We start from the raw sequence: 12,038 nt of genomic DNA, 5'->3' as shown, positions 1-12,038 counted from the left end.
AAGGGTACGGGTCGTCAGATCCAGGAATGCCGCGCCGGCAGCGTGCCGTTGAGGTGATAAGTGCCGACGGCGTAATACTTCCAGCGCACCGGGTCGTGCAGCGTGTGCACGCGGGCGTTGCGCCAATGGCGGTCGAGGTTGAATTCGGCGAGGGTGGCGCGGCTGCCGGCCAGTTCGAAAAGCTTCTCGCTGGCCTGCAGCGAGATCTCGGTGGTCAGCACTTTGGCTTCGGCCACGGCAATCGAGGCGCGGGCGGCCGACTCGGCTGTGACGGGGGCGGCGTTGACCTGATCGAGCACTTGCCCGGCCTTGCGCAGCAGCGCTTCGGCGGCGTGCAATTCGATTTTCAACTTGCCGATATCCGCAATCACGTACAGGTCATCGCTGGCCCGTTCGACCTTGGCGTCGATCCATGGACGCGCGCGGGTTTTCACGAACTCGATGGCGTCGTCGATGGCACCTCGGGCAATCCCCGCGTCGATGGCGGCTTGAATCAGTTGCGACACGGCGCCCTGGAGGTTCGGCTGCTCGTTTATCTTCCAGTTGTCCACCACCAGCTCGGCGTCGACACGCACGTTGTTGAGCAAGAGGGTGCCGCTGGCGGTGGTGCGCTGACCGAAGCCTGACCAGTCATCCACGATGCGCAGCCCCGGCGTGCCGCGACGGACGAAGGCCAGCACTTGTTTGCCATTGTCGTTCAACGCTTTGACCGCAACCCAGTGGGCGAACAGTGCGCCGGTGGAGTAAAACTTCTGCCCATTGAGGACAAAACCGTCGCCGTCGGCGGTGATGCGCGCCTTGAGTTCCAAGGTGTTTTTTGTACCGCGTTCAGGCCCGGCATTGCCGATGCGCCAACCGTCGAGCACGCTTTTGAACAGCTGTTTTTTCTGCGCTTCAGTGGCGCTGCCGAGTACCAGGTTGAGAATGCCAAACTGGTTCTGCGGGATCTGTCCCAATGCCGGGTCTGCCGCGGAAATGATCGCGAATACCTCGGCGACGGTGACGAAAGAAACCTGTGGACCACCGTACTCGCGGGGGATGGCAATGCTGCCTAAACCGCTGCGGGTGAACTGTTCGATTTCCGACCAGGGCAACTTGCGCTGGCGGTCGCGTTTGGCCGCGTGCAGACGAGCGACTTGCGCCAGCTCATGGGCGGCTTTGATGGCTTGTGCGTCGTTGCGCAAGACTTGCGCGGGCAACAACAGGGGGGCGATGTCCAGATCACTCTGAACGATTGCATCTGCCAGACTGGACATCAGTGCCGCTCCTTGGCTGCACGCAATGCCCTGGCGATCTGCACTGGGGTGATTGTGTTCCGGACCATACCTACCTCACATCTCATGGGATCGTCGCGTAGTGGCGACGAATAAAATCAAGAATGTCCGGTGGTCCGGTGCATATACCCTAAGCGTGTATAAAAAATTAATAAACTAACTTTTAGGAATATACATAGAAGGGGTGGCCTACACCCATTTGATGAGTGTGCGCATACCCCTGTAGCAGCAGGCTTCGCCAGCTGCTACAGGATTGAGTTCGCCCAGTGTCAAAGGGGGCTCAGCGTTTACGCGGTTCGGCCGCCATCAACATCTCCTTCTGCCGTACCTTCAGATAGGGATTGGCGCAACCGATGTTCAGCCAGCGCGGTGGCGCCCAACGCGAGTTGTTACCCACGCGGTCGAGGATGCAATAGGTCACTTCCAGCCGCAGGTCTTCGCCGGCTTCGAGAATGATTGTTGGCGGCACCCAGACCTGAATCGGCTGGCCCACCTCGTCGGCCTTGAGCTTGGGCAGGTCCATGCGCACATCGCCCCAGCGCACTGTTATTTCGTCGTCGGCGGCCATGTTCAGGTAGGGCTCGATGGTCAGTGGTACGCCACGCTTGATCTGGTTCGGATTGACCCCTTGGCGGCGAATGGTCTCGGGCAGGCCCACGGGTGCCAGGCTTTGGTTTTCGTCGCCGCACTGGGCCGATAACGAGCCACCAGGGCAGTCCAGCTTGATCTGGACCCGTGTCGCCGGTGATAACGCCGGCCCTTGCCCAACCTGCATGACCTTGTAATGAATGCGTGCGCAGCCGTTGGCAATGAAGCTTTCCGGCACCCGCAGGCCAACGACTGCACCGACGTCGTCGGCGCCCAGCACGCGTGATGCGACGTAGCAGTCGTCCCAGAACAGTTCGATCAGGTCGCCTGCGTCCATGCCGGGGTAGGGCGCCACGTCGATCATGAGATGAGCCGCCGAGATCATGTTGACCCCGGCCTTGTGCGATTGCGCCAGGGTCGGGGCCGCAAGTTCGGGTGTGTTCAAAGTGCTTATCATGGTTTTTCTCCTTGAAACCTTGCAGCGAAGTTCCGTTTCTGAAAGTTCAAAGGCGTGCATTACCCGGCAACAAATCGCCTTATTACTTGGAAGTTGAATAAGGCTGAAGTGCAAAGGTTGGCGCCTGTTGGCGACTAGATAAGAGTGCGCTTGAATAGGTGTCAATAGAGTTGGCTAGTTAAGTGCTGGATCACCTGTTATTCAGAATAATCCTACGTGCTGAAGTTAATAAGCTGCGGCGAGCTGTCGAACATGGCTACGTTTTTAGGCGTGACATCACGCCGGCGGTGGCCAAGGGTTGCATGTTGTCGAACGCTGGGTTAGGCAAACTTTAGGCGAGAAAGATCTGTTGCAGGACATATATATGTACCGCACCAGGAGTGGGCTGAATTATTTAAAGTAGGGGGGAAGTAGGCGGGAAGGAGTTTTGTTGAAGAATTAGTTGTCACTTCCATCCATGGAAGTTAACAAGTGGCGAGGCGATACTTCAGTGGGTGTTGTTCAAGAACTTACTGAGAAACTGTTTTGTCCGTTCTTCTTTCGGGTTGGCAAACAACGCTTTTGCTTCGCCTTGTTCAACGATCACGCCCTTGTCGAAAAACACCACGCGATTGGCCACGTCCCGGGCAAAACCCATTTCATGAGTAACGATGACCATGGTGCGCTTCTCCTCGGCGAGGCTGCGGATGGCCGCCAGCACCTCACCGACCAGTTCCGGATCGAGCGCCGAGGTCGGCTCATCGAACAGGATCACTTCCGGCTCCATCGCCAGCGCCCGGGCAATCGCCACGCGCTGTTGCTGACCACCGGAAAGGCGCCGCGGGTAAGCATCTTCCTTGCCCGCCAGGCCAACCCTGGCCAAGAGCTTTTTGCCCAGGGCAACGGCTTCGGCGTGCGGGATCTTCTTCACGATGATCGGGCCTTCGATGACGTTTTCCAGAGCAGTACGGTGCGGGAACAGGTTGAAGTTCTGAAACACGAAGCCGACGTGTTGGCGCAGGCGTCGTACCAGACCTTGCTGCTGGTTCAGCGGGCGGCTGCCATCGATCTCGATGTCACCGACCTTGATCCGGCCGCTGGTGGGTTCTTCCAGAAAATTCAGGCACCGCAGGAACGTGGTCTTGCCCGAGCCGCTAGGCCCGATGATCGCCACGACCTCGCCTTCCTTCACTTCAAGATCGATGCCGTTGAGCACGACTTGACCCTTGAACTGCTTTGTCAGTTTTTCCACGACAATCATGGGTCAGGACTCCTGGTCGTGCCGATTGACCCGCGCTTCCAACGTGTTCTGCAGGTGCGACAGCACCGTGGCCAGAATCCAGTAGATCAGCGCGGCGGCAAGATACATGGTGAAGACTTCGAAAGTCCGGGCGGTAATCAGTTGTGCCTGACGGAACAGCTCCGGCACCTGAATGGTGGCGGCCAGTGCCGTGTCCTTGACCAGCGAAATGAAGCTGTTGCCCAGCGGCGGCAAGGCCGTGCGCATCGCTTGTGGCAGGATGGCCCGGCGCAGGGTTTGCGCGCGGGTCATGCCGATACTTGCGGCAGCTTCCCACTGGCCGCGCTCGATGGAGCTGATCGCGGCACGGAGGATTTCGCAGGCGTAGGCCGCCATGTTCAGCGAGAAGCCGATCAGGGCCGCCGGCAGCGGATCAAGTTCGATACCCAGTTGCGGCAAGCCGTAATAGATCACGAACAGTTGCACCAGCAACGGCGTGCCGCGAAAGAACGACACGTAGATGCGGGCGATCCAGCTCACCAGTTTGAAACGCGACAGGCGCATGAGTGCCAGGCCGAAACCCATCACCAGGCCGAAGAACATCCCGCCGAGGCTAAGGATTACTGTGAAGTACGCGCCCTTGAGCAGAAAGGGCGCGGAGTCCAGTGCGAGTTGGAAAGCTTCTTCCATTATTTGGTGACGTCAGCTTGGAAGTATTTTTCCGAGATCTTGGCCAGGGTGCCATCGGCACGCAGCTCGTCGAGGGCCTTGTTCACGGCTGCCAGCAGTTCTGGCTCGCCTTTGCGCAGGGCAATACCGGACTCCTGACGGGAGAACGCTTGACCGGCAGCGACTGTTTTCGGTGCTTTCTTGGCGTATTCAAGTGCGGCCAGGCGGTCGATCAGGATGGCATCGGTCCGGCCATTGTTCAGGTCGGCAAACTTGGTCGGATCATCGTCGTAGGTGCGCACGTCAGCGCCCGGCACGTTGGCGCGGACCCATTGTTCGTAGTTGGTGCCCAGGCCTACACCGACTTTCTTGCCGGACAGGTCAGCGGCGGTCTTGATGTTCAGCGCGGCTTCCTTGTCCTTCAGTACCAGCGCCTGAATCCCGGAGATGGTGTACGGTTCGGAGAAGTCATACTTCTTCTTGCGCTCGTCGGAGATGGTGACCTGATTGACCACTACGTCCAGGCGCTTGGATTCCAGAGCAGCAAGAATACCGTCCCACTTGGTTGGCTGAATCTTGGCTTTGACGCCCAGCTTTTTAGCCAGTGCTTCGGAAAGCTCGACTTCGAAGCCGGCCAGTTTGCCGTCGGCGTCAACGAAACTGAACGGAGGATAAGTGCCTTCCAGACCGACGTTGATCACGCCAGCGTCCTTGATTTTTTGCAGTTGCTCACCGGCAACGGCCTGGCCGAGCAAACCGGCGCTCAGCGCCAGGCCCAGCGAACCAACCAGCAGGTTTCGACGTAGTGCGGAAAAATTCATGACAAGCCCCTGTGTTTTCTTATGGAAGACGCTTTAGGAATGTTGGCAAATCCGGGATTTGGACGACTGCGATATCCTGCCCTAAAGCAGCATATGCGTCTCGCTGCAAATTCGCCTGCGGCGCGACTATATGATGACGCCTATAGATTGGAAAATATTAAATATTGATCTGCTTATTCAATAATTGCATATGAAGAGGGTTCCCATGCAGAGCATGGGAACCATCGATCACAAAAAGTCTTTGTAGGCGAACAACGCCGGTGCCCCCCCGGTGTGCAGGAAGATAATCGGCCCCTCATCGAAGCGTCCGCGTCCGATCCCGTCCAGCAACCCGGCCATGGCCTTGCCGGTATACACCGGGTCCAGCAGCAAGCCTTCCTGACTCGCCAGCAGCTTCACTGCTGACAGTGTTCCGGCGTTCGGCTCGCCATAGCGCGGCCCGAAATATTCGTCCCACAGTTCAATTTTGAAACTCGCTGGCAACTGCACGCCGAGCAGTTCGGCCGTACGTTCGGCGAGGCCCTGGACTTTCGGTCGCTGGTCTTCATCACTACGGGAAACCGTGACGCCAATAACTGACAAATCCGGCAGCGCTTCACTCAGCGCCAACGCCAGCCCGCTGTGGGTGCCGGCACTGCCCGAGGCCAGGACCACGGCGGCGAAATTCAAACCGGTGTCCTTGATTTGCTCGGCCAACTCCAACCCGGCGCGCACATAACCCAACGCGCCCAGCGCATTCGAACCACCAATCGGCACCAGGTACGGCTTCTTGCCGTTATTGCGCAGGCGATCGGCCAGGGCCTGCAATTGCTCGTCGGCGTTGTCGAGGTTTTCCACCCGCTCGACCTTGGTATCGAACAGGTCCAGCAACAGGCGATTGCCGTTGCCGAGATAGTTGGCGTCGTCAGTGCCCAAAGGGTTTTCCAGCAGCGCGACGCAACTCAGGCCCAGTTTGGCGGCAATGGCTGCGGTCTGGCGCACGTGGTTGGACTGCAGCGCACCGGCGGTGATGAGCGTGTCGGCGCCTTGTGCCAGAGCATCGGCGGCGAGGTATTCGAGCTTGCGCAGTTTGTTGCCGCCCATGGCCAGTGGCGTCAGGTCATCGCGTTTGACGTACACATCGCGGCCCAGCCAGGTCGACAAGCGTTCAAGTTTTTCCAGGGCAGTGGGGTGGCCGAGTAAATCGAGACGGTTAAAACGAGCGAGCTGTTGTTTGATCATGGGTCCGTACTGGCGGAGAAAGATGACAGGACTATAGGCACGCCCATTTGCCTGGGCAACCGCCAATCGCTTATAGCCAAAGATTCTGAGCTCTGCACAATTGGTTCTTAATTCGGCCTCAAGACCATGCCGTAAAGTAAACGCCGTCAGCGCGGCCAGACAGTCCGGCCGCCCGTGAGGAGTTTTTACCGTGAGCGAGCGTTCCAGTCATTGGCAACTGCAGACCATCGTCAGCCAACTGCGCACGGCGCGTTCGCAGTGGCGTGCACAAAATGGGCGTGCCAGCACCGAGCAGGGCGGGCGCGAATTGCCGTCGCGAGCGGCCATGGCGGAGATCCTTGAAGCACTCTGCGGGGCGTTGTTCCCGATGCGCCTGGGGCCGGTGGATTTGCGCGAGGAGAGTGAAGACTTCTACGTCGGCCATACCCTCGATGTGGCGCTCAATGCGTTGCTGGCCCAGGCACGACTCGAATTGCACTATGCCGCTCGCCACAGCCAGCAGGCGGAGGCCGACATCGAGGCGAAAACCATTCAGATCATTCAGGACTTCGCGCTCGCCTTGCCGGGACTGCGCAGTTTGCTGGACAGCGATGTGCTGGCTGCCTACCACGGCGACCCGGCGGCGCGCAGCGTCGACGAAGTGTTGCTTTGCTATCCGGGCATTCTGGCGGTGATTCACCATCGCCTGGCGCACCATTTGTACCGCGCCGGGTTGCCGTTGCTGGCGCGGATCAGTTCGGAGATCGCCCACTCGGCCACCGGAATCGACATTCACCCTGGCGCGCAGATCGGCCGCAGCTTTTTCATTGATCACGGGACGGGCGTGGTGATCGGCGAGACCGCGATTATCGGTGAGCGCGTGCGGATTTATCAGGCGGTCACGCTGGGCGCCAAGCGCTTCCCGTCCGATGAAGACGGTCAGTTGCAGAAGGGCCATCCGCGGCATCCGATTGTTGAAGACGACGTGGTGATTTATGCCGGGGCGACGATTTTGGGGCGGATCACGATTGGCAAGGGCTCGACCATTGGCGGCAATGTGTGGCTGACCCGCAGCGTGCCGGCGGGGTGCAACCTGACGCAGGCGAATTTGCAGCATGATGATGGGACGCAGAAGTAGGTCCGGAATCTCGATTGACTGATCCGGCCTCATCGCGAGCAAGCTCGCTCCCACAGGGTTTTGTGGTGTTCACAATAGCGTGGACTGACCCAAATCCACTGTGGGAGCGAGCTTGCTCGCGATTGGATTTCAAGCCGTGCCGAGACAACGGCATTCAGCTAAATCTCAACTGAACGAATCCTCAAAATCCCTCCTCTTACCCATCCTTGAGCTAGCGTACGAACAGTACCGCCGAGCCCAGGGATTAGTCCTTAGCCCCCTATCCATGTTTAACTTGAACGCTCATTCAAGTTAAACCGGCAGTTTGCTGCCCGCTCACAACAGGAGGCTTGCCTTTGCTGAGTCTGATTTCTACAGCCACGTTTTACCCCTTAGAGGTGCACGTTTCATGAGTGCATCGTCTATCCCACCCAGCGGCCTGGTCCGCATGAACCCGCCGGTGTTCTACTTCTCGGCGAGCTTCATTCTGCTCTTCGGCATTGTCGTCATCGCCATGCCCGAGCAAGCCGGTGCCTGGTTGCTGGCGGCGCAAAACTGGGCGGCCAATACGGTCGGCTGGTACTACATGCTCGCGATGACCCTGTATCTGGTCTTCGTGGTGGTCACCGCCTTGTCCGGCTACGGCAAGATCAAGCTCGGTGCCGACCACGACGAACCCGAGTTCAGTTACCTGTCCTGGGCCGGCATGCTGTTCGCCGCCGGGATCAGCATCACGCTGTTTTTCTTTTGTGTGTCCGAACCGCTGACCCACTTGGCGCAACCGCCCCAAGGCACGGCCGGTACACCGGAGGCTGCGCGTCAGGCGATGCAGATTCTGTTTCTGCACTGGGGTCTGCACGGCTGGGGCGTGTTCGCTTTTGTCGGCATGGCGCTGGCCTACTTCGCCTACCGTCACAACCTGCCGCTGGCCCTCCGCTCGGCGCTGTACCCGCTGATCGGCAAGCGTATCAACGGCCCCATCGGTTACGCGGTGGACGGCTTCGGCATCATCGCCACGGTGTTCGGCCTCGGTGCCGACATGGGTTTTGGTGTGCTGCACCTTAACTCCGGTCTGGATTACTTGTTCGGCATCGCCCACACCCAGTGGATTCAGGTCGGCCTGATTACGCTGATGATGGGCGCGGCGATCATCGTCGCAGTGTCTGGCGTCGATAAAGGCGTGCGGGTGATGTCCGACATCAACATGCTGCTGGCCTGCGCACTGCTGCTGTTCGTGCTGTTCGCCGGCCCCACGCAGCACCTGTTGAACACCCTGATCCAAAACATCGGCGACTACCTCGGCGCCTTGCCGATGAAGAGTTTCGACCTGTACGCCTATGACAAACCCAGCGACTGGCTCGGCGGCTGGACGGTGTTTTACTGGGCCTGGTGGATCGCATGGTCACCGTTTGTGGGCCTGTTCATCGCGCGGATTTCCCGTGGCCGCACCATCCGCGAATTCGTCTTCGGCGTGCTGCTGATCCCGCTCGGTTTCACCCTGGCGTGGATGTCGATCTTCGGCAACAGCGCCATCGATCAAGTGCTCAACCACGGCATGAGTGCGCTCGGCATGTCGGCCATCGACAACCCGTCGATGACCCTCTACTTGCTGCTGGAAACCTACCCGTGGAGCAAAACGGTGATCGCCGTGACGGTGTTCATCAGCTTCGTGTTCTTCGTCACCTCGGCTGACTCCGGCACGGTGGTGTTGTCGACGTTGTCCGCCAAGGGCGGCAACCCGGATGAAGACGGGCCGAAATGGCTGCGGGTGTTCTGGGGCGCGATGACCGCACTGGTGACCAGTGCGCTGCTGTTCTCCGGCAGCATCGATGCGTTGAAGTCGGCGGTGGTGCTGACGTCGCTGCCGTTCTCGCTGATCCTGCTGTTGATGATGTGGGGGCTGCACAAGGCGTTCTACCTGGAGTCGCAGAAGCAGATTGCGCAACTGCATTCCCTGGCACCGGTGGCCGGCTCACGGCGCGGTGGCTGGCGTCAGCGCTTGAGTCAGGCGGTGCACTTCCCGTCCCGGGATGAGGTGTATCGTTTTCTCGATACCACGGTGCGCCCGGCGATCGAGGAAGTGTCGGCGGTGTTCGTCGAGAAGGGTTTGAATGTGATCACGCAACCGGACCCGGTCAACGACAGTGTCAGCCTGGAAATCGGTCACGGTGAAGAGCATCCGTTTATTTATCAGGTGCAGATGCGCGGTTACTTCACGCCATCCTTTGCCCGTGGCGGCATGGGCTCCAAGCAGCTCAACAACCGTCGTTATTACCGGGCCGAAGTGCATTTGAGCGAGGGCAGTCAGGACTACGATCTGGTGGGCTACACCAAGGACCAGATCATCAACGACATCCTTGACCAGTACGAACGGCATCTGCAGTTTTTGCATTTGGTGCGTTAGTAACGCGGGGCCTGTTTCAGGCCTCGGCGCTCAACACCATGAACAACACCAGCGCCGCCACTGGCACACTGAACACCACCGTGCCGATCCCCAGCTCCGAGCTCAAGGACTGGCCGGCAGTGACCACGCCGATGGCGCCGTTGATCACTGTCAGCGCCAGCCACAGGACTACAAAGCTGTAGGTCAGTGTCTGGCGGCTGAAGCCGATTTTCTCGCCGATGAACAGCATCAGGGCGAGGAGGGCCAGGCCGAAGGTGATGATGATGGCGGTGTGCATGGTGGGTTTTGCCCTTTAGAGATTTGTTTCCTGGTAAGCCTGCTCGCGAAAGGGTCACTAGGGTCTTGGATTGAGCATAGTTAAACCAACCCACCATTAGCGCGCAAAATCTGCCCGTTGACCCAGGCCGAGTCCGGCCCCACCAGAAACGACACCACCCGAGCAATATCCTCCGGCTGACCCAGCCGTTCCAGCGGAGGCATCTTCGCGAAATTCTGAATCTGCTCTTCACTCTTGCCGTGCAAAAACAACTCAGTGGCCACCGGCCCCGGCGCCACGGCATTCACGGTGATATTGCGCCCGCGCATTTCCTTGGCAAACACCTGGGTCAGCGATTCCACCGCCGCTTTGCTGGCAATGTACACCGCGTAACCTGGCAGGTTAAGGCCGACGGTGCTGCTGGAAAAGTTGACGATCCGCCCGCCGCTGTTCAAGCGCGTCGCCGCTTCACGCAAGGTGTTGAACGTGCCGCGTGCGTGAATGTTGAACGTCTGCTCGAACAATTCATCGGTGTGTTGCGCCAGCGGCAGCACTTTGAGGATGCCGGCGTTATTGATCAGTACATCGACTTTCCCCAGTTGCGTTTCGGTCTCGTCGAACATCCGACGCACGTCGTCGGCGTTGGCCACGTCAGCCTTGATCGCTATGGCTTGATGGCGGGCCTGACGCAACTCCACCACCAGGGCCGACGCTTCAGTGGCGCTGCTGGCGTAATTGATGGCGACGGCGAAACCGTCGCGGGCCAATTGTCTGGCGATCACAGCGCCGATGCCGCGCGAGGCGCCGGTGACGATGGCAACTTTCTGAATACTCATGGTGTTGATTCCTGATCAGGGGTGGGCTCGGTGTGAAGCCAGACTCACATGTTTACTCAGGTCGATAAATGCACGAGAGTTGCCTTGACTGTTCAAGAATCGCCAACAATCGGAGGTCGGCATGGATCAAGTCAAAGCGATGAAGGTGTTCGTGCGGATTTACGAGCGCAGCAGCTTCACCCTGGCGGCCGACGACCTGAACCTGCCGCGCGCCACGTTGACGCACACCCTGAACCAGTTCGAAGCCTGGCTCGGCACGCGATTGCTGGAGCGTAGTACGCGCAAGGTGCGCCCGACGCTGGATGGCGAGGCGTATTACCTGCGCTGCGTGCAACTGCTGGCGGAACTGGAAGAGGCCGAACTGGCGTTTCGCGGCTGCGCACCGAAAGGCCGGCTGCGCGTCGACCTGCACGGCACGTTGGCGAAAAGTTTTGTGATCCCCGCCTTGCCGCAGTTCATGGAACGCTACCCGCAGATCGAACTGTCCATCAGCGAGTCCGACCGCTTTGTCGACTTGATCGCCGAAGGCGTCGACTGCGTACTGCGCGCGGGCACGTTGAGTGATTCGGCCCTGATCGGAAAACGCATCGCCCACCTGCGCCAGATCACCTGCGCCAGCCCCGCGTACTTGCGTAAATACGGCGAACCGAAAACCCTCGACGACCTCAAGCATCACCGCGCGGTGAACTACGTCTCGCGCACCACCGCCAAGTTGTTTCCGTTCGAATTCATGGTGAATGGTGAACTGAAGGAAGTCGCCATCGACGGCGCGCTTTCAGTGTTCGGCGCGCAAATCTACGCCGCCTCGGCGATTGCCGGACTCGGGCTGATCCAGTGCCCGCATTACCGGATGGAGACCCTGATTGCCCAAGGGCTGGTGCAGGAAGTTCTCACCGACACGCCACCACCGCCGATGCCGGTATCGGTGCTGTATCCGCATAACCGCCACATGTCGCCACGGGTTCGAGTGTTTGTGGATTGGTTGGAGGAGGTGTTTGCGGGGGCCATTTGAGAGCAGATCTTTCCCATGCTCCGCGTGGGAATGCATCCCGTGACGCTCTGCGTCACTTCAAAAAACGGAACGCAGATCGTTCCCGGCAGCATCCCCACGCAGAGCGTAGGAACGATCATTTGTGAAACGTTTCAGCATTTTCTCGAGTCCGAGGTTTATCGGCGTTTGTCTGGGCGTATGCTGGG

11 protein-coding genes are annotated in these 12,038 nt (G+C 59.2%); 3 read left to right on the top strand and 8 right to left on the bottom strand.

The window, feature by feature from the left end:
* Positions 1 to 14 precede the first annotated feature (14 nt).
* The 6 genes from H8F22_RS27320 to H8F22_RS27295 form a co-directional block, all read right to left on the bottom strand.
* Entirely contained in the window at positions 15 to 1,256 is a 1,242-nt protein-coding gene (locus H8F22_RS27320) for an SfnB family sulfur acquisition oxidoreductase (RefSeq protein WP_027922252.1), read from the bottom strand.
* Between the two features lie 298 nt (positions 1,257 to 1,554).
* Positions 1,555 to 2,319 carry a hypothetical protein gene (locus H8F22_RS27315; RefSeq protein ID WP_194940917.1) on the bottom strand — a complete coding sequence of 255 codons (765 nt, stop codon included), beginning with the start codon at positions 2,317 to 2,319 and terminating at the stop codon, positions 1,555 to 1,557.
* Positions 2,320 to 2,806: 487 nt separating this feature from the next.
* Positions 2,807 to 3,559, bottom strand: coding sequence for an L-cystine ABC transporter ATP-binding protein TcyN (gene tcyN / locus H8F22_RS27310; RefSeq protein ID WP_027922250.1), 753 nt, complete (start codon positions 3,557 to 3,559; stop codon positions 2,807 to 2,809).
* A gap of 3 nt (positions 3,560 to 3,562) precedes the next feature.
* The gene (gene tcyL, locus H8F22_RS27305) at positions 3,563 to 4,228 is read right to left on the bottom strand and encodes a cystine ABC transporter permease (protein WP_032833441.1); all 666 of its coding nucleotides are present in this window, start codon (positions 4,226 to 4,228) and stop codon (positions 3,563 to 3,565) included.
* Positions 4,228 to 5,028: a cystine ABC transporter substrate-binding protein gene (gene tcyJ, locus H8F22_RS27300; protein WP_027922248.1), complete on the bottom strand. Its 801-nt coding sequence runs from the start codon at positions 5,026 to 5,028 to the stop codon at positions 4,228 to 4,230. Before tcyJ ends, tcyL begins: the two co-directional genes overlap by 1 nt.
* Before the next feature lie 228 nt (positions 5,029 to 5,256).
* Positions 5,257 to 6,249: a D-cysteine desulfhydrase gene (locus H8F22_RS27295; protein WP_059181831.1), complete on the bottom strand. Its 993-nt coding sequence runs from the start codon at positions 6,247 to 6,249 to the stop codon at positions 5,257 to 5,259.
* 190 nt (positions 6,250 to 6,439) lie between these two features.
* Between H8F22_RS27295 and epsC the strand changes: the two genes are divergently transcribed.
* Together epsC and betT are read left to right on the top strand one after the other, a co-directional pair.
* Positions 6,440 to 7,366 (top strand): serine O-acetyltransferase EpsC, encoded by a 927-nt coding sequence (gene epsC, locus H8F22_RS27290; protein ID WP_027922246.1) that lies wholly within the window; start codon positions 6,440 to 6,442, stop codon positions 7,364 to 7,366.
* Positions 7,367 to 7,793: 427 nt separating this feature from the next.
* The gene (gene betT / locus H8F22_RS27285) at positions 7,794 to 9,749 is read left to right on the top strand and encodes a choline transporter BetT (RefSeq protein ID WP_177327593.1); all 1,956 of its coding nucleotides are present in this window, start codon (positions 7,794 to 7,796) and stop codon (positions 9,747 to 9,749) included.
* 16 nt (positions 9,750 to 9,765) lie between these two features.
* On the opposite strand, the gene H8F22_RS27280 is transcribed toward betT, so the two are convergent.
* Positions 9,766 to 10,026, bottom strand: a complete 261-nt coding sequence (locus tag H8F22_RS27280) for a hypothetical protein (protein ID WP_027922244.1) — start codon at positions 10,024 to 10,026, stop codon at positions 9,766 to 9,768.
* Positions 10,027 to 10,106: 80 nt separating this feature from the next.
* Complete coding sequence (locus H8F22_RS27275; protein WP_027922243.1) at positions 10,107 to 10,841, bottom strand: SDR family oxidoreductase; 735 nt, start codon at positions 10,839 to 10,841, stop codon at positions 10,107 to 10,109.
* A gap of 121 nt (positions 10,842 to 10,962) precedes the next feature.
* Here H8F22_RS27275 and H8F22_RS27270 point away from each other — a divergent pair, with 121 nt between their 5' ends.
* Positions 10,963 to 11,853, top strand: a complete 891-nt coding sequence (locus H8F22_RS27270) for a LysR family transcriptional regulator (RefSeq protein WP_027922242.1) — start codon at positions 10,963 to 10,965, stop codon at positions 11,851 to 11,853.
* Positions 11,854 to 12,038: the final 185 nt, after the last annotated feature.

This window comes from Pseudomonas mucoides, assembly GCF_015461845.1.
Lineage (GTDB): Bacteria > Pseudomonadota > Gammaproteobacteria > Pseudomonadales > Pseudomonadaceae > Aquipseudomonas > Aquipseudomonas mucoides.
This window is presented reverse-complemented; position numbering and strand designations above follow the sequence as displayed.

Excerpts from the sequence above, each read along its gene's own strand:
- H8F22_RS27320 (WP_027922252.1), bottom strand. The coding sequence starts at position 1,256 with ATGTCCAGTCTGGCAGATGCAATCGTTCAGAGTGATCTGGACATCGCC.
- H8F22_RS27315 (WP_194940917.1), bottom strand. The coding sequence starts at position 2,319 with ATGATAAGCACTTTGAACACACCCGAACTTGCGGCCCCGACCCTGGCG.
- tcyN (WP_027922250.1), bottom strand. The coding sequence starts at position 3,559 with ATGATTGTCGTGGAAAAACTGACAAAGCAGTTCAAGGGTCAAGTCGTG.
- tcyL (WP_032833441.1), bottom strand. The coding sequence starts at position 4,228 with ATGGAAGAAGCTTTCCAACTCGCACTGGACTCCGCGCCCTTTCTGCTC.
- tcyJ (WP_027922248.1), bottom strand. The coding sequence starts at position 5,028 with ATGAATTTTTCCGCACTACGTCGAAACCTGCTGGTTGGTTCGCTGGGC.
- H8F22_RS27295 (WP_059181831.1), bottom strand. The coding sequence starts at position 6,249 with ATGATCAAACAACAGCTCGCTCGTTTTAACCGTCTCGATTTACTCGGC.
- betT (WP_177327593.1), top strand. The coding sequence starts at position 7,794 with ATGAACCCGCCGGTGTTCTACTTCTCGGCGAGCTTCATTCTGCTCTTC.
- H8F22_RS27280 (WP_027922244.1), bottom strand. The coding sequence starts at position 10,026 with ATGCACACCGCCATCATCATCACCTTCGGCCTGGCCCTCCTCGCCCTG.
- H8F22_RS27275 (WP_027922243.1), bottom strand. The coding sequence starts at position 10,841 with ATGAGTATTCAGAAAGTTGCCATCGTCACCGGCGCCTCGCGCGGCATC.
- H8F22_RS27270 (WP_027922242.1), top strand. The coding sequence starts at position 10,963 with ATGGATCAAGTCAAAGCGATGAAGGTGTTCGTGCGGATTTACGAGCGC.